Here is a 26,465-nt window from a genome sequence, read left to right on the forward strand (position 1 = left end):
CCCCTGGCCTGAGAAACCGTGCCGTGCCGCCGGCCCTCTTCCGTCCGGCACTCACACCATTTGGAGAGACCCTGATGTTGTCACCCGTGCGGGCGCTGCGGCGAGCCGCCACCCGCTTTCGTCCCTGCCGGCCGTTCTGGCTCGGCACTCCGCTGCGCGCCACCATCGCCCCCGCCGCGTCCGGCGACGGTTACGTGCTGCTCATCCGCTACGCGCAGGGCACCGAATGGGTCGACCTGCCGACCCGCACCGGACCCTACGACCGGCCCGACGAACGGGAGTTCACCGCCGTGGCCGCCGCCCTCGCCGCCCGTGGCCTGACTCGCATCACGCCGTGGCAGATCGACACCGACGCCCACCTCTGCGCCCCCATCAGCCCGATCCGCAAGGAGGCCCGCCGTGGCTAGCCCTCACGAGGATGACCGTTTCGACTGGCAGGCGGCCGAAGCCGACCTGAACGACACCACCGGCGCTGAGGTGGTGGACCTGGACGCCGCCCGGTCCCGCCGCGCCGCCGCTGGCGACCCGGACGACGACACCACCGAGGCTGGCCCGGTGCTGGTGGACAGCATCGCCGCGCAGCGACGCCCGCGGTTCACCCTCGCCGGTTTCCGTGACGCGCAGCGCCGGCCGATCCTGCCGGGCTGGCTGCGTTCACGCTCGGAGTTCACCGGGAATCTGACGTGGGCGATTGGCCTGACCGGGCACAGCGCCCTGTATCACGGGCTGCGGCTGCCGAAGTACGCCGGCAAGCTCGCCTGGCGCGCCCCGCGCGGCGTCGGCCGGGTGGTCGGCGGCTACGTGCGGTGGCTGTTCGACCTGGAAGGCGAGCCGGTACGACAGGCCGTCGTGCGGGCCGCGATCGACCGGCCGGAAGAGGCCAAGGTCTACCAAACGCTGTCGCGCCAGCGTGACCGGCGGGTGCGCTGGCGCGGCCTGACCGCCGTGCCGACCGTCGGCGTGCTGCTGGCCGCCCTCGGGTTGCTCGCCGTCGCGCCGACCGTCGCCCAGGTCGCCGCGCTGACCGCCGTGCTGGTGGTGTTCGGGTTCATCGGCGCGCCGGCCGACCGGCCGCTGCTCGACACCGCCGTGGTCCGCGCCCCGGTCACGCCGCTGACCTCGGATGAGGTGGTGCGCGCCCTGGCCGCGCTGAACATCCCCGGCATCAACCAGGCGTTGCGGCGTGGGGACACCGGCAAGCGGTGGTTCCCTGCACCGATCACGCGGGAGAACGGCACCGGGTGGCGCGCCGATGTGGAGCTGCCGCGCGGCGTCACCGCCTCGGCGGTGGTGGAGAAGCGCGAAGAGTTGGCCGCCGCGCTGACCCGCCCGCTCGGGTGCGTGTGGCCCGAGGCCAACGCCGAGATTCACCCCGGCCGGCTCGTGCTGTTCGTCGCCGACAAGGACATGTCCCGGTCCAAGCAGGGCGCGTGGCCGCTGCTCAAGTCGGGTGCGGTGGACCTGTTCAAGCCGTTCCCGTTCGGCACCGACCCGCGCGGCCGGGCCGTGACCCTCACGCTGATGTTCGCGTCGATGATCATCGGCTCGATTCCGCGTATGGGTAAGACGTTCTCCCTGCGTCTGGCGATGCTCGGCGCGGCGCTCGACCCGCGCGCGTGGGTGCTGGCGTTCGACCTCAAGGGCACCGGTGACCTGTCGCCTCTTGAGCCGATCTGCCACCGCTACCGGGCCGGTGACGAAGATGAGGACATCGCCTACGGCCTGGCCGCCATGCGCGAGGTCCGCGCCGAGCTGCGGCGACGCACGAAGGTCATCCGGGAGCTTCCGCGTGACCTGTGCCCGGAGAACAAGGTCACCCCGGACCTGGCCAGCACCAAGCGCCTCGGGTTGCAGCCGATCGTCATCGGCGTTGATGAGTGCCAGGTGTGGTTCGAGCACCCCAAGTACGGCGACGAGTTCGAGGAAATCTGCACCGACCTGATCAAGCGTGGCCCGGCCGCCGGTATCACGCTGATCCTGGCCACCCAGCGCCCGGACGCCAAGAGCCTCCCGACCGGCATCTCAGCTAACGCGGTGCTGCGGTTCTGCCTCAAGGTCATGGGCCACACCGAAAACGACATGGTGCTCGGCACGTCGATGCACAAGTCCGGCATCAAGGCCACCATGTTCAGCCGCCGTGACCGGGGCATCGGCTACCTCGCCGGTGAGGGAGACGACCCGACCATTACCCGCACCTACTACATCGACGGCCCCACCGCAGAGGCAGTGATCCGCCGGGCGGGGACGCTGCGGGAGAAGGCCGGCACCCTCACCGGCCACGCCGCCGGCCAGGCCGTGGACACCACCGCCGTCCGCAGGGACACGCTGCTCGACGACATCGCCGCCGTCATGTCCGACAGCGAGAGCAAGTTGTGGTCCGAGGTGGTCTGCGACCGGCTCGCCGGGCTGCGGCCCGAGGTCTACACCGGCCTCACACGCGAGCAGTTGACCGCCGCGCTCAAGCCCTACGGCGTCACCACCGGCCAGGTCTGGGGCACCGACCCGGCCACCGGCAAGGGCGCTAACCGGCGCGGCATCGACCGCGCGCACATCCTCACCGCGATCACCAAGCGTGACCGCGACCACGGCGGCCGGGCCGCCGGCTAACGCCACGGATCGCCGCTAGGTCTAGCGCCGACGCCCGCTAGACCTAGCGGCACCACTAGCGCCCTATCCCAAACCTGATCAGCGCCCTAGCCCCTAGCGGCGCAAGCCCTCTGCACCCTGAAGCGGCCCTCGGGAGGCGAATCGTGGTCAACCTCGCCCTGCTAGCTAGCCTCGCCATTGCCGGTTACGCAGCGTGGTATCTGATCAAGTGCTACGCGATGCCGTTCGGCCCCTGTCGCCGCTGCAATGGCACGGGCGACCGGCGCGGCCTGATCATCCGACTCAAGCGCGAATGCCACCACTGCGCCGGCACCGGCAAGCGCCCCCGCGTGGGCCGCCGCGTCATCGAGTACATCCGCACCGAGTACCAGCGCGGCCACCAATGACCACCCGCCCACGCCATGACCGGCCATCGCCCCGCGACGCGCGCCTGTCCGGCCTTGAAGTCTGGCTGACCGGCACGCCGGCCGAGCTGGACGCCGCAACCGCCGCGCTCACCGACGCCGGGCACCTCACCCAGCACGGCATCCGCCGGCCGCTGACCGGCACAGACGCCGGCCGCTACCGGCTCTACCTGCGACTCACCCTCACCGCCACGGGCCGCCGTGCCCCGGCCGCCGACACCGCCGACGCGGGCGGCGCGCTGATCGACCTAGCCGCCGCCCGCGCCCACCGCCGCACCGCCTGAACACGACAGGAGACAGCATGTCTGACCTGCTCGCCGCCGCGCTCGCCCACGCCGAACGCGGATGGCACATCTTCCCGCTACGCCCCGACGACAAGCGGCCCGCCGTGCGTGACTGGCAGGCCCGCGCCACCACCGACCCGGCCCGTGTCCGCCGCTGCTGGTCCGCCGGCCCTTACGGCATCGGCGTGGCGTGCGGCCCGTCCGCGCTGGTGGTGGTTGATCTGGACACGCCGAAGAGTCCCGCCGAGGGTGGGCGTGACGGCCTGGCCGTGCTCGCCGACCTGGCCGCCAACCACGGCGCGCGCATCGCCCCGACCTACACCGTGACCACCGGCAGAGGCGGCACCCACCTGTACTACCGGCACCCGGCAACCGGGCCGGCGCTGCGCAACACGGCCGGCACCCTCGGCCCGATGGTGGACACCCGCGCCCATGGCGGCTACGTCGTCGCGGCCGGCAGCACCGTCGCCGGGCGTCCCTACACCGTGGACCTGGACACCGACCCCGCGCCGCTGCCGGCATGGCTCGCAGCGCTGCTGACGCCGGCACCGCTGCCGCCTCAGCGGCCCGTCGTGGTGGACCTTGGCACCGGCCGCCGCGCCGCCTACCTTGACGCGGCGATCCGCCGCCAGGTCGCCGAGGTCACCGGCGCCGCACCCGGCGGCCGCAATCACGCGCTCTACCGTTCCGCGGTTGCCCTCGGCCAGCTCGTGGCCGGTGGCGCGCTCGCCGAGGACGACGCCACTGCCGTGCTCACCGACGCCGCCCACACCGCCGGCCTACGGCCCGTCGAGACGGCGCGCACCATCGCGTCCGGGCTGCGTGCCGGGGCGCGCCGTCCCCGAACGGTGGCGGCATGAGCGCCCCCGCCGAGCGGCCCGACCTGCGCGTGGTGCAGCCGGGCGACGACACGGCCGCCGAGGTCATCGCTCCGATCCGGCGGGAGCCGGGTCGTATCCGCACCGCGTGGACCGCCGCTGACCTGATGGCGATGGAGTTCCCTCCCCCACGCTGGGCGGTGCCCGGTGTGCTGTCCGAGGGCGTGAACCTGCTCGCCGGGCCGCCGAAGGTCGGCAAGTCGTGGTTGTCCCTCGGCCTCGGCCTGACCGTCGCCGAGGGTGGCAAGGCGTTCGGCAGCATCGACACCGAGCCGGGACCGGTGCTGTACCTCGCGTTGGAGGACACCCCGCGCCGGTTGCAGTCCCGCATGGGAAGGATCCTCGCCGGACGACCCGCACCGACCGGCCTCACCCTGGCCACGGCGTGCCCGCCGCTGCCGCAAGGCGGTGACGAAGCCATCGCCGCGTGGCTGGACCGCAACCGCAACGCCCGCATGGTCATCATCGACGTGTTCGCCAAGCTACGCGGATCGTCCGCGCCGGGCATGTCCGCTTACGACGCCGACTACGCCGCCGTAGGCCGGGCGAAGAAGGTAGCCGACGCCTACGGCGTCGCGGTGGTGCTCGTGCATCACGTCCGCAAGGCCGGATCGGATGACTTCCTGGAAGCCGTGTCCGGCACCAACGGCCTCGCCGGGGCCGCTGACGCCACCCTCGTGCTGCGCCGCCCGCGCGGGTCGGCCGATGGCGTGCTGCACGTGACCGGCCGCGACGTCGACGAAGCGGAATACGCGCTGGCGTTCGACCCGGCCGCCGGGGCGTGGACCATGCTCGACGGCCCCGCCGAGCACCACGAGGTCAGCGACACCCGCGCCGCGATCCTGCGCTGGCTACGCCAAAACCCCGGCAGCACGCCCAAGGCCATCGCACAGGGCACCGGGTTGGGCGAGGCCAACGTGAAGAAGACCTGCGGTCGGATGCTCGACGCCGGCCAAGTCGCCTGCGACCCCGGCGGCCGGTACCGGCTCCCCGCCTAGGTGTCCCCGCTGTCACCCGAGTCACCGGAGTCACCCGACCGGCCCTGACCAGCGAAAACGTTATCGAGGATCGGTGACACCGGCATATCAGGGGTCAGTCGATCAGATCAGCTGAAACACGAGCGATGCGCCATGTTTCAGCCCAGGCCCTACCCAACCACCCTCGGAACCCAAAGATCTTGGCTCTACGGCGCTCTCAGCGGGCCGCCCTAACGCCCGCTGAGACGCCGAGCCATCGACCCACCCCCAAACCCGCACCCGGTCAGAAAGGCGCTCAACGTGCGACTCGTGCCGCAGAATCAGCCACCAAACGCCACCGCTCAGGAAGGAGATATGACCATCCGCCTCTCGCCCAAGCCGTTTATGTCCACCGAGGAGCTTGCCGAGTTGCTTGACGTAGACCCGTCGACCATCCGACGCTGGCGCACCGCCCCGCCCTTTCAGGGTCCGCCGTTTATCCAGATCTCGGACCGGGTGGTGAAGTACGCGACGGCCGATGTGGAGCGTTGGTTGTTCGAGCGTCGCGTCTACCCGCAGGCGGCGTGACGGTGGCACCTCAGCAGCCGCCGATCGGCATACGCCTGGCGACCGATGTGGAGTGCCGGCCCGGCCGAGAACGCCCCTACCGTGCGCGCGTCCGGTGGACCGACCCGACGAGCAAACGACGCCTATCCAAGTCGATCTCGGTCGCGACGCCGGAAGAGGCGCAAGCGTGGATCGACGGAATGGCAAGTGCCGCACAGGGTGGCGTCGATCCGCTCGCGGCGACCAAGCGTCTTGCCGAGTACGGCGAGAGCGTGATGACGCTGGCACTGCGCGGGTTGGAACGCAAGACGCTTGATCCCTACCTGGCGGGGTGGCGCAAGCGAGTTGTTCCAACGCTCGGCCACATACCGGTGCGAATGATCACCAACGGTGCCGTAGATCGGGCCGTTCACTCCTGGATCGCCGACGAGTGCAGCCGGTCAACGGTGAAGAACAGTCTTGCCGTGCTGGTCCGGGTACTTGAGCAGGCCGTACGTGACGGCATCATCGAGCGGAATCCCGCACAGGTAACCGGATGGCAGCGTGAATACCGGCGGGCGGCGGACGAGCTGGACGATCCCCGCGCGCTCGCACTGCCGGATTGGGACGCGCTGACTCGGCTCGCCCATGCACTGGTCGAGCGGTCCGCGAACCACTTCACCGGCTGGGCCGACGTGGTGATATTCGCAGCCTGCACCGCCGCCAGGATCGGCGAGGTGTCCGGCGTCCGGGCCGAGGACATCGACCGGGAAACCTGGATGTGGACTGTGCGCCGGCAGACCACGCCGAGCCCCGGTGGCCTTATCGACAAAGGCACCAAGGGCAAACGTGCCCGCACCGTGCCGCTGATCGAAGAGGTCCGGCCGATCGTTGCTCACCGCCTGGACGCCGTGTCCAAGCCCGATGCCCGACTGTTCACCGGGCCGCGCGGCGGCCGGATCACCACCGCGGTGCTGCGGGACGCGACGCATTGGGATGAGGTGGTCACCCAGCTCGGCTACGAACATCTACGCCGGCACGACCTACGGCATACCGGGCTGACCTGGATGGCCGACGCAGGCGTGCCGGTACACGTCCTACGGAAGATCGCTGGACACGGTTCGCTCAGCACAACGCAGCGATACCTACACCCCGACCGACAGTCGATCACGGACGCGGGAGAGGCGTTGAGCGCCCACCTGAAGGCTCGCCGGTCCCCAACTGGTCCCCAGCTACGCGCCGTCTAGCTCGCCGACGCGCGACTGTTTCAGCACAAGCGAAAGGCCGCTGACCAGGGCATACGCTCCGGTCAGCGGCCTTTCTTCATGCTGTCGGGACGGCCGGATTTGAACCGACGACCCCTTGACCCCCAGTCAAGTGCGCTACCAAACTGCGCCACGTCCCGATGCTGCCGCATGGTCTCCCCTGCGGCAACCGGTACAGCTTAGCGCAGCTTCCTCACGCCGTCCGCACAGGCCCCACCCGCCACGCACCCAGCGGCGCGACGCCGGTCCTGCCTGCATGACCTGCCCCACCACCGCTAAAGCATCCTAGGAGGATAGGTATAGGGGCGACGGCGTCGACGGGAAGAACCACCGAGCTTCCGGCCTTGATCGACTCCCAAGCGCGGTCCGATTGCGGCGGACACTCCGGTGCCGGAGGCATCAGATCGATCAAGGGGTCGGGGTGCCACGCACCCCGACCCCAACTGACCACGTGTCACAGAGAACCCGACCCCAAGCACCCCGGCGGCTCAAGGCCCCGAGCGTGTCGCCGAGGAAGAGCTGCCGGGTGAACACACCCATCGGACGCCCCGTCACCCCGTACGACGTCGGGGCCGGCGGATCCCGCCTCGGGTCCGATCAGCCGTGCGCCTTGCCCCGGCCGCCCGGGCCGACCTTCTTCCGCGGGCGTACGGAGATCTCGATCGGACTGCCCTCGAAGCCGAACTCCTCGCGGAGCTTGCGCTCGACGAAGCGCTGGTAGCCGGCGTCCAGCGGCCCGGTCGTGAACAGCACGAACCGCGGCGGCGCCACGCCGGCCTGCGTGGCGAACATGATCCGCGGCGCCCGCCCACCGCGCACGGGGTGCGGGGTGGCCTGCACCAGGGCGGTGAGCCACTGGTTGAGCTGGGACGTCGGGATCCGGGTCTCCCAGCTCGCGAGGGCCTTGCGCAGCGCCGGCGCGAGCTTGTCCACGGCCCGGCCCGTCGCGGCCGACAGGTTCAGCCGGATCGCCCACGGGATCCGGCGCAGCTCCCGGTCGATCTCCTTGTCCAGGTAGTAGCGGCGGTCCGCGTCGACCAGGTCCCACTTGTTGAACGCGATCACCAGGGCCCGGCCGGCCTCGGTGACCATGGACAGGATCCGCTGGTCCTGCTCGCTGATCGGCTCACTGGCATCCAGCAGCACCACCGCCACCTCGGCCGCCTCGATGGCCGAGGCCGTCCGCAGACTCGCGTAGTACTCGGTGCCGCTGGCCTTCCCGACCCGCTTGCGCAGCCCGGCCGTGTCGACCAGGTGCCAGGTCTCGCCGCCGATCTGCACGAGGCTGTCCACCGGGTCGACGGTGGTGCCCGCCACCGAGTCGACCACCGCCCGCTCCTCACCGGAGAACCGGTTGAGCAGGCTGGACTTGCCCACGTTCGGGCGTCCGACGAGCGCGACGCGACGGGGGCCCCGTGGCCGGTGCTCGGCGACCGGTGGCGCCTCCGGCAGCGCGTCCATGATCGCGTCGAGGAGTTCGCCCGAGCCCCGGCCGTGCAGCGCGGAGACCGGGTACGGCTCGCCCAGGCCGAGCGACCAGAGCGAGGCGGACTCCATCTCGATCGAGGCGTTGTCGGCCTTGTTCGCCACCAGGATGACCGGCTTGGCGCTGCGCCGCAGCATCTTCACGGCCGCCTCGTCCACGTCGGTCGAGCCCACCATGGCGTCGACCACGAACAGCACCACGTCCGCGGTGGCCACCGCCGCCTCGGCCTGCGCGGCGATCGCCGCCGCCCGGTCCTTCGCGTCCGGCTCCCAGCCGCCGGTGTCCACCACGGTGAACGCCCGACCGGCCCACTGCGCGTCGTACGGCACGCGGTCACGCGTCACGCCGGGAACGTCCTCGACGACCGCCTGCCGGCGGCCGATGATCCGGTTGACCAGCGTCGACTTGCCCACGTTGGGACGGCCCACGACGGCAACCACCGGCTGCGGGCCGGTCGGCTCCTCGGTCTCGAGGTCCGGCTCCCGCAGCTCGACCCAACCACCCTCGCTCATGCCGACGCCTCCCTCTGGCCGGCGTCGCCACGAGGCTCGACCGTGCTGTGCCCGATAATTCGCTGTTCGCTCGGGACGCCACGACGCCCCGCGACGCGCCCGCTCATGCCACTCCCCGCTCGGCGAGCAGGTCGCGCAGCCGCTGGACGACCTCGTCGATGCCCAGCTCGGTGGTGTCGAGCACCACGGCGTCCGGCGCCTGCTGCAGAGGCGACGTCTTGCGGGTCGAGTCGAGACGGTCCCGGCGGGCCAGGTCGGCGGCGGTCACCGCCGCGTCGGTCGCGTCCTCGGCGCTGCGCCGCGCCGCCCGGGCCGCCTCCGAGGCGGTCAGGTAGACCTTCAGGTCGGCGTCCGGCGCCACCACGGCCCCGATGTCGCGGCCCTCGACCACGATCCGGCCGGCGTTGGCGATCATCTCCTGCTGCCGGGCCACCAGCAGCGCGCGGACGGCCGGGACGGCCGCCACGGCGGACACCGCGCCGGTCACCTCCGGCCCACGGATCTCCTTGTCCACGCTGACCCCGTCAGCGGTCACGGCGTACCCCTCGGGGTCGGTGCCGATACGCAGGTCCACCTCACCCGCGACCTTGGCGACCGCCTCGGCGTCGGTGAGGTCGACCCCGGAGCGCAGCACCGCCCAGGTGATCGCCCGGTACATCGCGCCCGTGTCCAGGTAGCGGGCACCGATACCGGCGGCGAGCCGCCGGGAGACGGTGGACTTCCCCGAACCGGACGGCCCGTCCACAGCGACCACGCATCGCCCGGCTCGCACGTTTTCCTCCACCGTCGTCCTCCTCAGCCCGTACCTCGCGGATCGCCGGCCCTCCGGCGCCGTGAGCGGATGTCCCTCGTCCATGATGCCCGCCGCCCCGACCCGGGGCGCGCGGGACGCCGGGGCGCGCGACCCGCGCCACGGCACCATCGGCCCGCCCGCACGGAGCACACCACGCGGCCGTCGCCACGGAAGCACGCCGCGCGGCCGCCACGGAGCCTACCGGTGGCGGTACCCGCCCGGCGGGGAGGTCAACCGCCGCCATGATGGTGTGCTTGCGTATTCTGAGCATTAACAATCGCTGTGTGAATTTGAAGGGGTAACGTCGGCCATGGGGATTTCGTATACGACCGGCGGCGGCGTTACGAGTCCGGGACGCTGACTGTTCCGAGGGTTGGGTCGTTTCATGACGGTTGGCTGGCCAGTGGCTGGTGCGGGTTTCGGGGGCGGGGTAGGTCGCTGATGTACGCGGGCGTCCCGTCGGCGTGCAGGAAGTGGGTCTGGGTCGGCAGGAGGCCCGGGTCGCCGAGTGGGCTGCTGAGCGCAATTTCAGGATGCACCAGGTGGTGACTGAGGGTGGCTCGGCGTTCGACGGGTGCCTGAGGGATTCGTCGCGTGGCTGCCGGATTCGGTGACGACGATTGTGGTTGAGTACCAGGCCGGTCGTTGTGGTTCGGCGGGGAGCATGTGTGACGCCGCTCTCGCCACGCAGGGTCGCCGGTTGCTCGCGGCCGACCCGGCCGGGGTGGATGACGATCTCGTAGGCGACGTGACTGAGGTGTCGTTGTGCGTCCGCTTCTACGAGGAGCTTGTTGCCGCGGACCGGGCGCGGCATGCTGTCGAGGCCGTCATCAGGGATGACTCGGCGTGTTGACGGTCCAGGCGTTTCGGTTTGCCTTGGATCTGAGTCCGGTCCAGGAACGGGCGGTGCTGGCGCACGCGGGGGCCGCGCGTGTTGCCCACAATTGGGCGCTGGCGCGGGTGAAGGCCGTGATGGAGCAGCGCGCCGCGGAGCGGTCCTATGGCGTGCCGGAGCAGTTGCTCACCCCGAGCATGTCGTGGACGCTACCAGCGCTGCGGAGGGCGTGGAACGCCAGCAAGGAGCAGGTCGCCCCGTGGTGGCGGGAGTGCTCGAAGGAGGCGTTCAACACCGGTCTTGACCAGCTGGCCCGTGCGTTGAAGAACTGGGCCGACTCGCGCAGCGGCACGCGTGCCGGACGCCCGGTCGGGTTTCCCCGGTTCAAGTCCCGCCGCCGCACCACCCCGTCCGTGCGGTTCACAACCGGCGCCATCCGCGTCGAGCCTGACCGCAAGCACATCGTGCTTCCCCGGCTTGGCCGGCTGAAGTTGCACGAGTCGGCTCGTAAGCTGGCCCGCCGGCTGGAGGCCGGCACAGCCCGGATCATGTCCGCGACCGTGCGCCGCGACGGCGGCAGGTGGCATGTGGCGTTCTGCGTCGAGGTTGATCGTGCCGAACGTACACCGGTCCGGCCGGGTTCGGTGATCGGCGTGGACCTCGGGATCAGGCACCTCGCGGTGTTGTCCACCGGCGAGCTGGTCGACAACCCGCGCCACCTGGCCGCCGCGCACACCCGACTGCGGCACCTCGGCAGGGTACTGTCGCGCAAGGTCGGCCCAGACCGGAGCACCGGACAGCGCGCGTCGAACCGCTGGCAGCGGACCGCGAACCAACTCGCCCGCGTGCACGCCCGGGTGGCGAACCTGCGTCGCGACGGCCTGCACAAGCTGACCACCCGACTCGCCCGCGAGTACGGCACGGTCGTGGTGGAAGACCTCAACGTGACCGGCATGCTGCGCAACCGAACATTGGCCCGGCACATCGCCGACGCTGGATTCGCGCAGATCCGCCGTCAGCTCGCCTACAAGACCGATTGGAACGGCGGCCAGCTAATCACCGCCGACCGCTGGTACCCGTCAAGTAAAACCTGTTCGGGCTGCGGCGCGGTGAAAGCCAAACTCGCGCTGTCCGACCGCGACTACACCTGCCAGGCGTGCGGCCTCACCATCGACCGCGATCACAACGCCTCACTGAACCTGGCCGCACTAGCGGCCGAGTTCAAACCCGCCGGGAGTGGCCCGGTGGCAGCACGTGGAGCCGACCGTAAGACCCGCGCACGCGGGCAGGCGGCCGTGAAGCGTGAACCCGGCACGGCACCCGCCGGTCAGACCGGGACCGTCCCACCGCAAGGAGGGACTACCAATCGTGCGCAACCAAGACGCGCCGAGCGGTAACGGTCAGTCACCCACCGCCTTGAACAGGGCGGCGATCTCGGCGTTGGTGAGCCGCCGGGTACGCCCGGGGCGCAGGTCCCCGAGGCGGATGGGCCCGATGGCGGTGCGCACGAGCCGGGAGACGGGGTGCCCGACCTCGGCCAGCATCCGGCGGACGATGTGCTTACGCCCTTCGTGCAGGGTCAGCTCCACCTGGGCGGTCCGTCCCAGCGTGTCCACCACCCGGAACGCGTCGACCTTCGCCGGCCCGTCCTCCAGCTCGACGCCGGCCGTCAGCCGCTTGCCGAGGTTGCGCGGGATCGGCCCGGCGACCTCGCACAGGTACGTCTTCGACACCCCGTAGGACGGGTGCATGAGCCGGTGCGCCAGCGTGCCGTCGTTGGTGAGCAGCAGCAGCCCCTCGCTGTCGGCGTCGAGCCGCCCGACGTGGTAGACGCGCTGCTCCACCCGGTTGCCGAGGAAGTCGGCCAGCGCCGTGCGCCCCTTCTCGTCGGCCATCGTCGAGACGACCCCGCGCGGCTTGTTCATGGCCAGGTAGACCAGGCGGGTGTCGGTGACGACGCGTTCCCCGTCGACGTGGATCACGGCGGTGGCCGGGTCGACCTTGTCACCGAGCTGCGCCACCCGCCCGTTCACGGTCACCCGGCGCCGGAAGATCAGGTCTTCGCAGGCGCGCCGGGAGCCCACGCCGGCGGCGGCGAGCACCTTCTGCAGGCGCTCGGCGCCCGCCGGGGCGTCGGTCGGGGGTGTGCGGTCATCGCGTGGCATCGCTCAGCTCTTCCACATCGTCGGGCAGGAACGGCGCGAGCGGCGGCAGCTCGTCGACGCTGTTCAGGCCCAGCTTCTCCAGGAACAGGGGGGTCGTCCGGTAGAGGAACGCACCGCTCTCGGGTTCGGTGCCGCACTCCTCGACCAGTCCGCGGGTGACCAGGGTACGGATCACGCCGTCGCAGTTGACACCCCGGATCGCCGAGATGCGCGACCGGGTGACGGGCTGCTTGTAGGCGACCACCGCGAGGGTCTCCAGAGCGGCCTGCGTCAGCCGGACGGACTGCCCGTCCAACACGAACCGCTCCACGTAGGTCGCGTATTCCGGGCGGGTGTAGAGGCGCCAGCCGCCCGCGGCGCGCCGCAGGTCGAAGCCGTGCCCGGCCGCGGTGTAGCCGGCGGAGATCTCGTCGAGCATCGCGCCGATCCGCGTCGCCGGCTGCTCCAGCACGTCGGCCAGGGTCGCCTCGCTCACCGGCTCGTCCACGACGAGCAGGATCGCCTCGAGGGCGCCGCGCAGCTCGGCGTCGTCGAGCTGCCGCGCCGGCTCCGGGGCCGTCGCGCGCCGCCGCTGCGCCGGCCGCTTCGACGGTACGCGGGCCGCCGCGCCCGCCACCGGCTCGGGCCCGCCGGCCGCGGGCTCGGCGGCCGCTGGCTCGCCGGGATCGGGCTCGGCCGTGGGCACCGGCTCGGGCGCACCGGGCTCGGGCTCGGGCTCGGGCTCGGGCTCGGGCTCGGGCTCGGGCTCGGGCTCGGCTGGGATCGTCGACGCTGCTGCCCCCTCGGGGGGCGTCTCCCCACCATGATCGGGGCGTGGCGAGTCGTCGCCGGCGTCCGGTGGGGTGTCGCGGGGCGGGCGGGGCCGCTCCCAGGGCGGGACCCAGGCGGCCGCCTGGTCGGCCAGTGAGTTGCGGTGCTCCTCGGTGCTCATCGCGTCAATCCTCGCTGGTGCCCGCGTCGAGGGTTCCGGTGGGCGTCGGCGTTCCCGCGGCGCCGGTCTCGGCGGGGGTGCCGGCGTACTCGTCGATCTGCAGGTCCGGCCCCCCGTCGGCGGGGCCGGTCCAACGGATGGTCAGCTCCTCCAGCGCCTGCTCCTGGACGAAGGCCACCAGGCCCTCGCGGTACAGCTCCAGCAGGGCCAGGAACCGGGCCACCACCTCCAGGGTGGCCTCGCAGTCGGCGCAGAGCGTCGAGAAGGTGGCGGTGCCGGCCCGGCGCAGCCGGTCCGCGATGATCGCGGCGTGCTCCCGGACGCTGACCCGGACCATGTGCACGTGGGCGATGGACACCTCGGGCACCGGCTTCGGGGTGAGCGCCCGCAGCGCGAGCGCGCGCAGCCGCTCCGCGCCGATGCCGAGCACCAGGTCGGGCAGCGCCTCGGCGTACCGGGGTTCCAAGGCGACCGCCCGCGGGTACCGCCGGCCGCCCTCGGCCTCCAACTCGGCGAGGTGCGCGGCGGCCTCCTTGAACGCCTTGTACTGCAGCAGCCGCGCGAAGAGCAGGTCCCGCGCCTCGAGCAGCGCCAGGTCCTCCTCGTCCTCCACCTCGGCGGCGGGCAGCAGCCGGGCCGCCTTCAGGTCGAGCAGGGTGGCCGCGATGAGCAGGAACTCGCTGGCCTCGTCCAGGTCCCACTGGTCGCCCATCGCCCGGATGTAGGCGATGAACTCGTCGGTGACCTGGTGCAGCGCCACCTCGGTGACGTCCAGCTTGTGCTTGCCGATGAGCTGGAGCAGCAGGTCGAACGGGCCGGTGAAGTTCGCCAGCCGGACCGTGAAGCCGCTCTCCCCCGGGCCGGTCTCCTCCGCGCCGGGGCCGGCGGTGGTCCCGGACGATTGGTCGGGCGCGGTGGGCGGGTCGAGGGGCGGGGCGGTCACGCGACGACCGTAGTGGACGGGGCGCGACGGGGCACCGGCACCTACCGCTCGGCCTGCGCGGCGATCACCTCACGGGCCAACTGGCGGTAGTTGCGCGCACCGGACGAGGCCGGGTCGAGCGTCGTGATGGGGGCGCCCGCGACGGTGGACTCGGGGAACTTCACCGTCTTGGTGATCACGGTCTGGTAGACCTTGTCGCCGAACGCCTCGACCACCCGCTGGAGCACCTGCCGGCAGTGGGTGGTGCGGCTGTCGTACATGGTGGCGAGGATGCCTTCGAGCTCCAGGTCGAAGTTGAGCCGCTCGCGCACCTTGTCGATGGTGTCCAGCAGCAGCGCGACACCGCGCAGGCTGAAGAACTCGCACTCCAGCGGGATGAGCACGCCGTGCGCGACGGTCAGCGCGTTGATGGCCAGCAGGCCGAGCGACGGCTGGCAGTCGATCAGGATGAAGTCGTACTCCTTGCGGATCGACCGCAGCACCCGCGCCAGGGCCATCTCCCGGGCGACCTCGTTGACCAGCTGGATCTCGGCGGCGGAGAGGTCGATGTTGGCCGGCAGCAGGTGCAGCCCCGCCACGTCCGTCTTGATCAGGACGTCCTCGGCGGTGATGTCGTCCTGCATGAGCAGGTTGTAGACCGACAGGTCGAGGTTGTGCGGGTTGACGCCCAGCCCCACCGAGAGCGCGCCCTGCGGGTCGAAGTCGACCAGCAGCACCTTGCGGCCGTACTCGGCGAGGGCCGCACCCAGGTTGATCGTCGTGGTGGTCTTGCCGACGCCACCCTTCTGGTTGGCCATCGCGATGATCCGCGCCGGGCCGTGCCGGTCGGTCGGCATCGGCTCGGGGATCGGCTTGCGCATGGTGTAGGCGGCCGGGTCCGCGGGGCCGAGGTCGGCGCCGAGGGTGGCCTGCTGCTCACGGAGCTCCGACGTCCACGTCTCGGCACGGTCCTCGTTGCCCGCCATGTCCTCGTTGCCCCCTCCCGACGACCACCCGGCGTCGGAGCCGTCCGACGTCCCTCGCGGCGCCGCTGCGCACCCCGGCCCGACAGCTCCAGGGGATCCGCCGATGCCGACTGTACGCCACCGGCCAGCAGGCCGTTCAGTAGCCGCTCGGCGTGTCGGACGGGTCGCGGTCGAGCCGCGCGGCCCGCCGGTCGCGCGCGGCGAGACCCCGGGGTCGCCGGCTCGGGTCAGCCCCGGGCGCGCGGGTGCGCGGTCGCGTACACCTCCCGCAGCCGCTCGACGGTGACCAGCGTGTAGACCTGGGTGGTGGTCACCGACGCGTGACCGAGCAGTTCCTGCACCACCCGGACGTCGGCCCCGCCGTCGAGCAGATGGGTGGCGTACGAGTGGCGCAGCGTGTGCGGCGAGACCGCGGCCGGACCGTCGACCGGCAGCCCGGCCCGCTCGGCGGCGCGGCGCAGGATCGTCCACGCACCCTGCCGGGACAGCGCCCCGCCGCGGGCGTTGAGGAAGACCGCCGGGGTGCCCCGACCCGCGGCGGCCAGCGCGGGGCGGGCCCGTACGAGGTAGGCGCGCAGCGCCTCGACGGCGTACCCGCCGATCGGCACGAGGCGGCTGCGCCCGCCCTTGCCCCGCAGCAGCACGGTCCCCTCGTCCGGGTCCACGTCGTCCACGGCCGCCCCGACCGCCTCGGAGATGCGCGCCCCGGTGCCGTACAGGAACTCCAGCAGCGCCCGGTCGCGCAGCGCGAGCGGCGCGCCGTCGCCGGTGGCGGTGACCGGACCGGCCGTCTCCAGCAGCCGGACCACGTCGTCGACCGGCAGCGCGCGGGGCAGCCGGCGCGGCGGGGTCGGCGGGCGCACGTCCCGGCTCGGGTCGGCCCCGGCCAGGCCCTCGCGCAGCGCGAACCGGTGCAGGCCGCGCACGGCGCTGGCGGCGCGGGCGGCCGAGGAGACGGCGAGCGGCGGGTGCCCGTCCTCGCCGGCGCGCAGCCGGGCCAGGTGCGCCTCGACGAGGTCGGTGCCGACCGCGGCGAGGTCGGCGATCCCGGCCGCGGCGAGCGTCGCCAGGTAGCGGTCCAGGTCCCGGCGGTACGACGCGAGGGTGTTCGGGGACAGTCCCCGTTCGACGGTGAGGTGGTCGAGGTAGCCGCGCACCGCGCGGCGCAGGGCCGGCGCGGGTTCCCCGCCCGCGCCGGCCCCGTCCGTCGTGGTGCTCAGTCCGCCGTCCCGTCAGTCGAGCACGTCGGCCAGCGGGAGGACGCCCATGCCGTGGGCCTCGGCGACCGGGCCGTAGGTGACGTGGCCGTCGTGGGTGTTCAGGCCGAGGGCGAGGGCGGGGTCCCGGCGCAGGGCCTCGCGCCAGCCGTGGTTGGCCAGTTCGAGGGCGTACGGGAGGGTGACGTTGGTGAGGGCGTACGTGCTGGTGTGCGGCACGGCGCCCGGCATGTTCGCCACGCAGTAGAAGATCGAGTTGTGCACCCGGTAGACCGGGTCGGCGTGGGTGGTGGGGCGCGAGTCCTCGAAGCAGCCGCCCTGGTCGATGGAGATGTCCACGAGCACGCTGCCCGGCTTCATGCGGGAGACCAGCTCGTTGGAGATCAGCGTCGGGGCCTTGGCGCCGGGCACCAGCACCGCGCCGATGACGAGGTCCGCGTCGAGCACGGCCCGTTCGATCTCGTACGCGTTGGAGGCGACCGTCTGCAGGTGGCCGCGGTAGATGGCGTCGGCCTGGCGCAGCCGCCCGACGTTCTTGTCCAGCAGCAGCACCTCGGCCTGCAGGCCGAGCGCGATGGCGGCGGCGTTCATGCCGGACACGCCCGCGCCGATGACCACGGTCTTGGCCGCGTACACCCCGGAGACGCCGCCCATGAGGATGCCGCGCCCGCCGCCCTGCGCCTGCAGGTGGTACGCGCCCACCTGCGGGGCGAGCCGACCGGCCACCTCGGACATCGGGGCGAGCAGCGGCAGCGACCGGTCCGGCAGCTCCACGGTCTCGTACGCGATGCCGGTGACCCGGCGGTCGATCAGCGCGTCGGTGCACTCCTTCGAGGCGGCCAGGTGCAGGTAGGTGAAGAGCACCTGCCCCTCGCGCATCCGGTGGTACTCCTCGGCCACCGGCTCCTTGACCTTGAGCACCAGCTCCGCGGTCTCCCACACCTCGTCGGCCGTGGGGAGGATCTTGGCGCCGGCCGCGGCGAAGTCGTCGTCGGTGATGCTGGACCCCACGCCGGCGCCGGACTCGACGAATACCTGGTGACCGCTGCGGACGAACTCGTTGACGCCCGCCGGCGTGATCGCCACGCGGTACTCGTGGTTCTTGACCTCGCGTGGGATTCCGACCTTCACGATGGAGTCACCTCTCTCCAGGGGCGCTCTCGGCCCCCGACTGCGCGGTGCGTGACGGCCCCGTTGCCGCCGCGGTCCACCGGTCCCGCCGGCGGCAGTCTAGGCGCGCCGCCGGGCCGCGAGGGCCAGCAGAGTGACATTCGGTGCCGGCGCCCGCTGACGGATTGTCAGGTGTGGGACCGGGCCCGCGGGGGAGGCCACCCTCAGCCGTCAGGACAGTATTTGTCCATCATCGTCCCACCATGGGGGTGCCGCTGCGGACAGGAGACCAGTGGATCTATATGGTGTCCCGTCATGACCACTCCTCCGTATCAGCCCGGGTACCCCCAGGGACCCGGATACCCCCAGGGCGTCTCCGACAAGAGCAAGGTCGTCGCGGGCATCCTCGGCATCGTGCTCGGCTCGTTCGGCGTCGGCCGGTTCTACATGGGTCACACCAAGATCGGCGTGCTGCAGCTCGTCGTGACGATCGTGACCTGCGGCATCGGCGGCATCTGGGGCTTCATCGACGGGATCCTGATCCTCGTCAACGGTGGTGTCGACGGGCAGGGTCGCCCGTTGCGCGACTGACACCCGGCCACACGAAAGGGGCCGTGCGGCGTGCCGCACGGCCCCTTTCGTCGTCCCAAACTCAGCGCGGCAACGGCGCGTCGGCCCGCCGCAGCGCCGTCCAACCCGCGTCACGGGCCCGGACGGCGGCGAGCAGCCCCGCCACCGCCGGCGAGTTGGTGATCTCGCCGGCCAGCACCATGCCCACCGCCTCGTCGAGGTCGATCCGGAGGACCTGGAGGTCGGCCTCCTCGTCACGGCGCTCGTGCCGCTGCTCCGGCGGCACGTCGGCCAGGTCCCGGGCCAGGAACACCCGCACCACCTCGTCGGTGAACCCCGGTGAGGTGTGCAGGTCGACCAGGACGTCCAGCCGCCCGGCGGTCAGGTCCGCCTCCTCGGCCAGTTCCCGCGCCGCGGCGGCCGCCAGGTCCTCCCCGGAGACGTCCATCAGCCCCGCGGGCAGCTCCCACAGGTGCCGACCCACCGCGTGCCGGTACTGGCGGATCAGCACCACCTGGCCGGCGTCGTCCAGCGCCACCACGGCCACCGCGCCGACGTGACGCACGACGTCCCGGGCGGCGGTCCCGCCGCCCGGCATGGTCACCTCGTCGGTGACCACCTCGAATACCCGGCCGGACCAGCGCTGCTGCCGGGAACGGACCTCGTAGCGGTGCTCGACGGCGCTCACGACGCCGAGGTCGCCTTCGCCGCGACGCCGTTGCGGGCGGCCTGCTCCGCCTCCGGCGCGTCGAGGTCCACCGGGAGCTGGTCGGCCTGCGAGTACGCGATGGCCGCCCGGACGAACGACGCGAACAGCGGGTGCGGCCGCGTCGGACGGCTCTTCAGCTCCGGGTGCGCCTGCGTGGCCACGAAGAACGGGTGCAGCTCGCGGTCCAGCTCGACGAACTCGACCAGCCGCCCGTCCGGCGACGTGCCCGAGATGTGCAGGCCCGCCTTCGTGAGCGCGTCACGGTAGGCGTTGTTCACCTCGTACCGGTGCCGGTGCCGCTCGCTGACCTCGCTGCTGCCGTACGCCTCGGCCACCAGCGAACCCTCGGCCAGCTTCGCCGGGTACGCCCCGAGCCGCATGGTGCCGCCCAGGTCGCCCTTGCCGGCGACGATGTCCTCCTGGTCGGCCATCGTCGCGATGACCGGGTGGCGGGCCTCCTCGTCGAACTCCAGCGAGTTGGCACCCTCCAGGCCGGCCAGGTGCCGGGCCACGTCGATGGTCATGCACTGCAGGCCGAGGCAGAGGCCGAGCAGCGGGATGCGGTTCTCCCGGGCGTACCGGGACGCGCCGATCTTGCCCTCGATGCCGCGGACGCCGAAGCCGCCGGGGATGACGACGCCGTCCACGCCGGCCAGGGCGGCCGCCGCCCCGGACGGGGTGACGCAGTCGTCGCTGGGCACCCAGCGCAGCTGCACGCGGGCCCGGTGGCCGAACCCGGCCGCCCGGATCGCCTCGCTCACCGACAGGTACGCGTCGGGCAGGTCGACGTACTTGCCGACCACCGCGACCGTCACCGTGTGCCGGGGCCGGTGCACCCGCTCCAGCAGGTCGTCCCAGCTGCTCCAGTCCACGTCCCGGAAGGAGAGGCCGAGCCGGCGCACCACGTACGCGTCCAGCCCCTCCCGGTGCAGCACCTTCGGGATGTCGTAGATGCTGGGCGCGTCCGGAGCGGCCGTGACCGCCTCCCGGTCCACGTCGCAGTAGAGCGACAGCTTCTGCTTCACCTTGTCGGGGATCTCCCGGTCGCAGCGCAGCACCAGCGCGTCCGGCTGGATGCCGATGCTGCGCAGCTGCGCCACCGAGTGCTGGGTCGGCTTCGTCTTCAGCTCGCCCGAGGGCGCCAGGTACGGCACCAGCGAGACGTGCAGGTAGAAGCAGTTGTCCCGGCCCAGGTCGTGACGGACCTGCCGGATCGCCTCCAGGAACGGCAGCGACTCGATGTCGCCGACGGTGCCGCCCACCTCGGTGATCACCACGTCGGGGACCTGGCCGTCGGCGTCCGGGTCGGCCATGCCGAGGATCCGGGACTTGATCTCGTTGGTGATGTGCGGGATGACCTGGACCGTGTCGCCGAGGTACTCCCCGCGCCGCTCCTTGGCGATCACGTCCGAGTAGATCTGGCCGGTGGTGACGTTCGCCTTGCCGGAGAGCGCCCGGTCCAGGAACCGCTCGTAGTGGCCGACGTCGAGGTCGGTCTCGGCGCCGTCCTCGGTGACGAAGACCTCACCGTGCTGGAAGGGGTTCATCGTCCCCGGGTCGACGTTCAGGTACGGGTCGAGCTTCTGCATGACCACGCGGAGCCCACGCGCCGTGAGGAGGTTGCCGAGGCTGGAGGCGGTGAGCCCCTTACCGAGCGAGGAGGCCACGCCCCCGGTGACGAAGATGTGCCTGGTCGTCCGTGCTGAAGGGGCCAAGGCCTGCTCCCGTGTCGTCCGTCGCGGTCGTGCAGACCGCCGAGCCGATCAGCAAAGTGATCACGCGATCCACGGGATTCCACGGTAACACCTCGACGGCGGTGGGACGCAGGCCGGCACGAGGTGCCGCCCGGCGTGCCGGCGACCCGGCGACCACCGGTCAGCGCGCGGTGACCTGCTGCGACGAGCGCGGGGAGGGGACCGCGGGACGGCCCGCGCCGGGCGCCGCGCCGGGGTCCGGACCCGCCGCGCCGGCCGTCTGCGCGCCGTCGGCCTCCGCCGCGCCGGCCGCCTCGGCCCCGCCGGCGTCCGCGTCCGGACCCGCCGTCTGCGTGCCGCCGGCGCCGGAACCCGCGCTGCCGGCCGCCTCCACCCCGTCGGCGTCCGGACCCGCCGCACGGGCCGCTCCCCCGGCGCCGCCACCCGTACCCGACGGGCCGTCCGCCGGCCGCACCGACGTCCCCGCGGTCGCCGACCGGGTACCGCGGGCCCGACCGGCCCCACCGGGGCCGCCTCCGCCGGAGGGGCCGTCACCGCCGACGCCGCCGCTGCCGTCACCGCCGTCCTCGCCGGTGACGCCCTCCCCGTCCGGCCGGGGCCGACCCGCCGTCGGCACGGTGCGGTCGGCGGAGTGGTCGAGCACCCGCAGCGAGGCCAGCAACGCCATCGGCACCACGAGGGCGGCGGCCGCCCCGGTCACATCCAGCGCCACGCCGCCCAGCACCCCGCCGATGACGGACGCCACGGCGGTGCCGGCCATCGCGGCCCGCATCGCCGGGTAGATGCCGAACAGCCGCATCAGCCCGCCCCACGGCTGCATGAGGGCGAACCAGACCAGCAGCGCACCCACCAGCGCCAGCAGCGTGAGCGGACTCCCCACCAGCGTCTCGAAGTTGGCCGTGCTCGACCGGTGCAGGGTGAGCCCGCCCGTACCGTCGCCGAGCGCCGCCAGGAACCGCCCGAGGCTGCCGCGCTCCGCCGCCGGGCGGCGCAGGTCCAGCACCGCGAGGCCGACGGTGACGGCCAGCGCCGCCATCACCGCCCAGACCAGCCGGCTGACCGTCAGCCACCCCCCGCCGCCGATCGCCGCCGCCACGCACAGCCCGGCCGTCAACGCGATCGCGCCGACGGGGTCCGCGCCGAGGTACGGGCTTCCCACGAGCACCACGGCGACGCCGCCGACGGCCACCATCACCGCCGGCCGCCAGCCCCGCGGCACGCGCTGGGCGAGCCAGCCCGCGCTCAGCAGCGCGCCGGCCAGGAACGCACCGAGCCCGACGGTGCCGAGCCCGGCATACCGGCCGCCCGCCTGGGCCGAGTAGCCGACCACGCCGTTGAGTTGCAGCCACGCGCCGGTCACCACGTCGAGCCCCACCACCAGCGCGGTGAGACCCGCCACCGCGCCGAGCGGGCCGAGCGTGCTGCGGTGCCCGGGCGCGAACCGGACGGCCGCGGTGCCGGCGACGACCAGCAGGGCGGTCACGGCGCCGAAGCTCCACCCGGGGTGCGCCGTCCGCCACCACGGCACCGCGTCGGCGAGCAGCGCGGCGGGCACCGCCAGGGCGGCGGCGACGAGCAGCAGCTCGACGGCGGCCACGATCCGCCGGGACACCGGCTGCGGTCCGTACGGGCCGGCGTGCCGGCGGGCCCGGCGCAGCAGCGGCAGCGCCGCGACCGCCAGCAGCGTCTGGGTGACGGCGAGCACCACGAAGAACCAGCCGGAGACCCCCTGCTGCGTGGCGGCCTCACGCTCGGCGTCCAGCGGCTGGGCGATCGCGTCGGCCAGGTCGGCGGGACGGCCGCCCACCGTGACGGCGGGACGGCCGATGAACGGGCGTTCCGGCATCGGCCGGCCCAGCGCGGTCAACGCGGTGGGCGCGAGGTCGACCAGTTGCAGGTAGCCCTCACGGCCGGTGCTCGCCGAGGTGAGCCAGCCCCGCTCCCACCCGGGCCCGTCGGCGACGGCCACGTGCAACCGGGCCGACCGGTCGGTGTCGGAGACCCCGGCCACGAGCACGAGCGACTGCGGCGGGCGGCCGGCGAGCAACCGGGCGAGCTGGGCGTCGGCGGCCCGCGCCGCCGCGGCGCGCTGCGCCGGCGAGGTGCCCTCGACCGTGCCCAGGTCGACGATGCTGAGCACGCAGGAGCGCAGCAGCCGGGCCGGGTCCTCGGGCAGCTCCGGCGCGTACCGGTCGACCCGGCCGAACGGGCGGGCGGCGGCCACGGCGGCGCCCGGGCCGACGGCGACCGAGCAGCGCACCGACTCGGACAGCGACCCGGGCACGGCGCCCCAGGGCAGCTCCTCCTGGTTGTGGTGGACCACGCCCTCCTGGTCGGGCAGGTTCGCCCCGATGCCGTCGGGCTGCTCGACCACCACCCCGTCCGGTGAGCAGCCGCCCGGCTCCCGGGTGCCGCTCCAGGCCGCGAAGCTGCCGGCGCCGAGCGTCAGCCACCCGTCCACCGGGCAGGTGGGCCGGCGCGCCGAGCGGACCGACAGCGAACCGATGGAGCCCCGCTCGGCCATGCGCCACAGCGTCGGGGTGGTCGCCGGGTCCACGTCCTCCCAGCGCAGCCCGGCCACCCCGGCGATGACGACGAAGTCGGCGCTGCGGTGCGGGACACCCTGCCGCGGCCGGGCGGACAGGGCCGTGATGCCGAGCGCCACCACCAGGAGGGTCAGCACGGCGGGGACGAATCGACGGACCATCAGCCGTGCCCCGTCCCGGAGGCCCCCGCGTCCGCCGCGCCGTCGCGCGTGGGCGCCAGCTCCGCGTACAGCGCCGCCAGCGTCGCCACGGTGTCGGCCTCGGTGGGCCAGCCCGCCGCGCGCGCGGCCCCGCGGGCGGCGAGGTCGGCCCGGCGGGCCGGGTCGTCGAGCAGCTCCCGCACCGCCGTGTCCACGGCGTCCACGTCACCGGGGGGCACGAGCACCGCCGCGTCGCCGACCAGCTCCGGCAGGCCGCCCACCGCGGTGGCCACCAGCGGTACGCCGGCGCGCAGCGCCTCCTGCGCGAACAGTTGCCGCGCCTCCCAGTCGCTGGTCACCACGGCCAGGTCGGCGCCGGCGAGCAGGTCGGCCACGTCGGTGCGGTGGCCGAGCAGGGTCACCGGCGCGCGGGCCGCGGAGATCCGCGCGGCCAGCGGCAGGTACGCGGGCCCGCTGCCGGCGATCACCACGACCGGCGCCGGTTCGCGGGTACGCCAGCGGGCGGCGGCGTCGACAAGCACGTCGTACCGCTTCTGCGGGTGCAGGCGGCCGACCGAGACGATCAACGGCTGCTCGCCCTGGACGCCGAACTCGGCGCGGACGGCGGCCCGGCGGCGGCGCGGGGCCGGCAGGGCCGGCGCGGCGACCGGCGCGAGCCGGGCGTCGGCGGCGCCGAGCGCCGCGGCCCGGTCGACAAGGTCCGCGGACGCGCCGAGCGCGACGCGGGCCCCGCGGGCGACGACGCGTTCGACCAACCGCGACAGGGCACCGCGCACCCCGCCCGCGAGCACCGCGTTGTGCCAGGTGACCACGATCGGCGCGGCCGGCCGGGCGAGCACCGCGACGAGCCCGGCCCGCAGGCCGTGCGCGTGCACCACGTCCACCGGCGTGATCGCCAGGGCCCGGCGCAGCGCGGTGACGGCGCGGGCGTCGGCCGGCGTCGGGCTGGCGGGGATCTCCACGGGCTGGAAGCGGGCGCCCACGCCGGTGAAGTCGAACTGCTGCTCGGTGGCCGCCGGCCCGCACACCAGCACGGTGGTGCCGGCGTCGGTGAGCCCGCGGGCGACCGACCGGACGTGCTGGCCCACGCCGCCGGTGCTGGAGGCGAGCAGCAACGCCACGCTGCCCGACCAGCCGGGTGTCGGTTCCGTCGCCGCGCTCACCCGGACACCGTCTCCTTCCCGTCACCCCGCTCCGGGGGGCTGCCGTCCCGCTCCGCGCCGGCCGCGTTCCCGGGCCCGCGCCCGCCGCCGCGGCCGAGGCGCCTCAGCACCCCGGCGAGCAGCGGGCGTACGTCCCGCCGGTCGACGAGCCACACCACGGCGAGGAACACGGCGCCGACCGCGACTCCGGACAGCATGCCCTGACCGAGCGCCGCCCACATCGTCGGGGTGCCGTCACCGGGCGTGTCGAGCCATCGGGACACCGCCACGCCGGCCAGCGCACCGCCGAGCGCGCCGAGCACCCCGGCCGCGGTGGCCCGGGATGCGCCGGCCAGCGCCGCGGACCCGGCGGCGCGCCGCACGGCGGCGATCAGGAGCCCGCCGAGCAGCAGCATCCCGACGGAGTTGGCGAGGGCCACGGCCAGCACCCGGTCCGCGACCGGCAGCAGGTGCCCGAGCAGGATCGCGAGTACCGGCACGGACAGCCAGCCGACCGCGGTGGCCAGGGTCGCCAACCGGGTCGCGCCGCGCGCGTAGAGGGCTCGGGTGAGCACGGCGAAGAGACCGTAACCGAGCAGGCCGGGCGCGAAACCCATGATCGCCGCCGCGGTGATCGCGGCGGTGTGCGGGGAATGAGAGAAGAAGAGCTGCCCCACCGACTGCGCCGTGCCGACCAGCGCCGCGGCGCCGAGCAGGCTGAACAGCACCACTCCGCGCACTGCGGGCGCCAGGGTCTTCCGGTAGGCCTGCTCGTCGCCGGCCGCGCGGGCGGCCACCAGCGTCGGGTACGCCGCCACGGCCAGCGGTACGGCCAGCACCGCCCACGGCAGGAAGTAGGCGGTCTGCGCGATGTTGTAGGCGCCCGGGTTCGACCGAGCTCCGTACGTCACCTGGTTGAGGGCGACGGCCACGGCGATCTGTTGCCCGGTGACGGCCACGATCCCGGCCACGACCAGCCCACCGACCCGGGCGCGGACGTCGGCCGGGAACCGGTATCCGGGGCGGAGGTGCAACCCGAGCCGGCGCAGCGGGAACAGGAGCGACAGGGAGAGCATCACCACACCGAGTGTGGTGCCACCGGCGAGCAGCAGCTCGCCGCCCCGGCTCACCGACCCGACCGTGGCGAGCCGCCCCTGCCACGCGGTGAAACCGAGGTAGACGGCGATCACCGTGAGACTCGACAGCAAGGGCGCGATCACCGGCCAGGCGAACCGTCGATGCGCCTGGAGCACCCCGGTCAGCACGATACCGACGCCGTACAGCGGCAGCTGGGGGGCGAAGAGCAGCAGCATTCGCGCGCCGGCCTGCTGCTGTTCGGCGGTGAGACCAGGACCGAGCAGGCCGATGAGCGGACGGGCGAGCAGCGCCACCGCGAAGGCCAGCGGCACGAGCAGGCTGAGCGTCCAGGTCAGCAGCGCGCCGGTGGTGGCGTCCACCGCCCGCCGGTCGCCCGCCTCCACCGCGCCGGCCAGCAGCGGTACGACGAGACTCGCCAACGCCCCACCAGCGACGATCTCGAAGATGATGTTCGGCAGGTTGTTCGCGATCACGTAGGTGCCGCCGAGGTCGGTGTCGGCCAGCGTCCAGGTGAACACGGACGTGCGTCCGAAGCCGGCGAGGCGGCTGACCACGGTGAGGACGGCGATGAGCGCGGCTGCTCCGGCCACCCGGCCGGCGCCGGCGAGGGGTGCCGGTCTGGTCACG

General features: G+C 73.2%; 23 protein-coding genes, 1 tRNA gene and 1 pseudogene. 10 read left to right on the forward strand and 15 right to left on the reverse strand.

The window, feature by feature from the left end:
- Positions 1 to 74: 74 nt before the first annotated feature.
- The 7 genes and pseudogenes from OG994_RS12725 (at position 75) to OG994_RS12760 (ending at position 6,922) form a co-directional block, all read left to right on the forward strand.
- Positions 75 to 407: a hypothetical protein gene (locus OG994_RS12725; protein WP_328853382.1), complete on the forward strand. Its 333-nt coding sequence runs from the start codon at positions 75 to 77 to the stop codon at positions 405 to 407.
- The gene (locus OG994_RS12730; protein WP_328853383.1) at positions 400 to 2,607 is read left to right on the forward strand and encodes a P-loop NTPase family protein; all 2,208 of its coding nucleotides are present in this window, start codon (positions 400 to 402) and stop codon (positions 2,605 to 2,607) included. The genes OG994_RS12725 and OG994_RS12730 overlap by 8 nt, the downstream gene beginning before the upstream one ends.
- Positions 2,608 to 2,750: 143 nt before the next feature.
- On the forward strand, positions 2,751 to 2,993 hold the full coding sequence (locus OG994_RS12735; RefSeq protein ID WP_328853384.1) for a hypothetical protein: 243 nt from the start codon (positions 2,751 to 2,753) through the stop codon (positions 2,991 to 2,993).
- Between the two features lie 61 nt (positions 2,994 to 3,054).
- Entirely contained in the window at positions 3,055 to 4,155 is a 1,101-nt protein-coding gene (locus tag OG994_RS12745) for a bifunctional DNA primase/polymerase (protein WP_407942606.1), read from the forward strand.
- Positions 4,152 to 5,248: pseudogene (locus OG994_RS12750) on the forward strand (AAA family ATPase). The gene OG994_RS12745 and the pseudogene OG994_RS12750 overlap by 4 nt, the downstream one beginning before the upstream one ends.
- A gap of 202 nt (positions 5,249 to 5,450) precedes the next feature.
- Positions 5,451 to 5,717 carry a helix-turn-helix transcriptional regulator gene (locus OG994_RS12755; protein WP_407942583.1) on the forward strand — a complete coding sequence of 89 codons (267 nt, stop codon included), beginning with the start codon at positions 5,451 to 5,453 and terminating at the stop codon, positions 5,715 to 5,717.
- 47 nt (positions 5,718 to 5,764) lie between these two features.
- On the forward strand, positions 5,765 to 6,922 hold the full coding sequence (locus OG994_RS12760) for a tyrosine-type recombinase/integrase (RefSeq protein ID WP_328853709.1): 1,158 nt from the start codon (positions 5,765 to 5,767) through the stop codon (positions 6,920 to 6,922).
- An 84-nt stretch (positions 6,923 to 7,006) separates the two neighbouring features.
- On the opposite strand, the gene OG994_RS12765 is transcribed toward OG994_RS12760, so the two are convergent.
- From OG994_RS12765 to OG994_RS12780, 4 genes are all read right to left on the reverse strand, one after another.
- Positions 7,007 to 7,080: transfer RNA gene (locus OG994_RS12765), tRNA-Pro, on the reverse strand.
- A gap of 457 nt (positions 7,081 to 7,537) precedes the next feature.
- On the reverse strand, positions 7,538 to 8,938 hold the full coding sequence (gene der, locus OG994_RS12770; protein ID WP_328853387.1) for a ribosome biogenesis GTPase Der: 1,401 nt from the start codon (positions 8,936 to 8,938) through the stop codon (positions 7,538 to 7,540).
- Positions 8,939 to 9,041: 103 nt separating this feature from the next.
- Positions 9,042 to 9,722, reverse strand: coding sequence for a (d)CMP kinase (cmk, locus tag OG994_RS12775; RefSeq protein WP_328853388.1), 681 nt, complete (start codon positions 9,720 to 9,722; stop codon positions 9,042 to 9,044).
- A 392-nt stretch (positions 9,723 to 10,114) separates the two neighbouring features.
- Positions 10,115 to 10,270 carry a hypothetical protein gene (locus tag OG994_RS12780; protein ID WP_328853389.1) on the reverse strand — a complete coding sequence of 52 codons (156 nt, stop codon included), beginning with the start codon at positions 10,268 to 10,270 and terminating at the stop codon, positions 10,115 to 10,117.
- A 35-nt stretch (positions 10,271 to 10,305) separates the two neighbouring features.
- On the opposite strand from OG994_RS12780, the gene OG994_RS12785 reads away from it, so the two are divergent.
- Complete coding sequence (locus OG994_RS12785; RefSeq protein ID WP_120330995.1) at positions 10,306 to 10,584, forward strand: hypothetical protein; 279 nt, start codon at positions 10,306 to 10,308, stop codon at positions 10,582 to 10,584.
- Complete coding sequence (gene tnpB, locus OG994_RS12790; protein ID WP_120330994.1) at positions 10,578 to 11,963, forward strand: IS607 family element RNA-guided endonuclease TnpB; 1,386 nt, start codon at positions 10,578 to 10,580, stop codon at positions 11,961 to 11,963. The genes OG994_RS12785 and tnpB overlap by 7 nt, the downstream gene beginning before the upstream one ends.
- A gap of 3 nt (positions 11,964 to 11,966) precedes the next feature.
- Here tnpB and OG994_RS12795 read toward each other — a convergent pair whose 3' ends face one another.
- The 6 genes from OG994_RS12795 to ald form a co-directional block, all read right to left on the reverse strand.
- Positions 11,967 to 12,731 (reverse strand): pseudouridine synthase, encoded by a 765-nt coding sequence (locus OG994_RS12795; protein ID WP_120330993.1) that lies wholly within the window; start codon positions 12,729 to 12,731, stop codon positions 11,967 to 11,969.
- Complete coding sequence (gene scpB, locus OG994_RS12800) at positions 12,718 to 13,662, reverse strand: SMC-Scp complex subunit ScpB (RefSeq protein WP_328853390.1); 945 nt, start codon at positions 13,660 to 13,662, stop codon at positions 12,718 to 12,720. The genes OG994_RS12795 and scpB overlap by 14 nt, the downstream gene beginning before the upstream one ends.
- Before the next feature lie 4 nt (positions 13,663 to 13,666).
- Positions 13,667 to 14,605 (reverse strand): segregation and condensation protein A, encoded by a 939-nt coding sequence (locus OG994_RS12805; RefSeq protein ID WP_328853391.1) that lies wholly within the window; start codon positions 14,603 to 14,605, stop codon positions 13,667 to 13,669.
- A 41-nt stretch (positions 14,606 to 14,646) separates the two neighbouring features.
- Entirely contained in the window at positions 14,647 to 15,570 is a 924-nt protein-coding gene (locus OG994_RS12810; RefSeq protein ID WP_120330991.1) for a ParA family protein, read from the reverse strand.
- A 227-nt stretch (positions 15,571 to 15,797) separates the two neighbouring features.
- Positions 15,798 to 16,790, reverse strand: a complete 993-nt coding sequence (locus OG994_RS12815) for a site-specific tyrosine recombinase XerD (protein ID WP_328853710.1) — start codon at positions 16,788 to 16,790, stop codon at positions 15,798 to 15,800.
- A gap of 12 nt (positions 16,791 to 16,802) precedes the next feature.
- Positions 16,803 to 17,918 carry an alanine dehydrogenase gene (gene ald, locus OG994_RS12820; protein WP_328853392.1) on the reverse strand — a complete coding sequence of 372 codons (1,116 nt, stop codon included), beginning with the start codon at positions 17,916 to 17,918 and terminating at the stop codon, positions 16,803 to 16,805.
- 294 nt (positions 17,919 to 18,212) lie between these two features.
- Between ald and OG994_RS12825 the strand changes: the two genes are divergently transcribed.
- Positions 18,213 to 18,488, forward strand: a complete 276-nt coding sequence (locus OG994_RS12825; RefSeq protein WP_120330988.1) for a TM2 domain-containing protein — start codon at positions 18,213 to 18,215, stop codon at positions 18,486 to 18,488.
- A gap of 61 nt (positions 18,489 to 18,549) precedes the next feature.
- Here OG994_RS12825 and OG994_RS12830 read toward each other — a convergent pair whose 3' ends face one another.
- The 5 genes from OG994_RS12830 to murJ all read right to left on the reverse strand — a co-directional run bounded on the left by OG994_RS12830 (position 18,550) and on the right by murJ (position 26,464).
- Complete coding sequence (locus OG994_RS12830) at positions 18,550 to 19,155, reverse strand: NUDIX hydrolase (RefSeq protein ID WP_328853393.1); 606 nt, start codon at positions 19,153 to 19,155, stop codon at positions 18,550 to 18,552.
- Positions 19,152 to 20,891 (reverse strand): CTP synthase, encoded by a 1,740-nt coding sequence (locus OG994_RS12835; protein WP_120330986.1) that lies wholly within the window; start codon positions 20,889 to 20,891, stop codon positions 19,152 to 19,154. The genes OG994_RS12830 and OG994_RS12835 overlap by 4 nt, the downstream gene beginning before the upstream one ends.
- A 160-nt stretch (positions 20,892 to 21,051) precedes the next feature.
- Positions 21,052 to 23,598, reverse strand: a complete 2,547-nt coding sequence (locus OG994_RS12840; RefSeq protein ID WP_328853394.1) for a hypothetical protein — start codon at positions 23,596 to 23,598, stop codon at positions 21,052 to 21,054.
- Positions 23,598 to 24,761 (reverse strand): glycosyltransferase family 4 protein, encoded by a 1,164-nt coding sequence (locus tag OG994_RS12845; protein WP_328853395.1) that lies wholly within the window; start codon positions 24,759 to 24,761, stop codon positions 23,598 to 23,600. Before OG994_RS12845 ends, OG994_RS12840 begins: the two co-directional genes overlap by 1 nt.
- Positions 24,758 to 26,464 (reverse strand): murein biosynthesis integral membrane protein MurJ, encoded by a 1,707-nt coding sequence (gene murJ, locus OG994_RS12850; protein ID WP_328853396.1) that lies wholly within the window; start codon positions 26,462 to 26,464, stop codon positions 24,758 to 24,760. The genes OG994_RS12845 and murJ overlap by 4 nt, the downstream gene beginning before the upstream one ends.
- Position 26,465 lies beyond the last annotated feature (1 nt).

It is taken from the genome of Micromonospora globbae (assembly GCF_036184225.1).
Lineage (GTDB): Bacteria > Actinomycetota > Actinomycetes > Mycobacteriales > Micromonosporaceae > Micromonospora > Micromonospora globbae.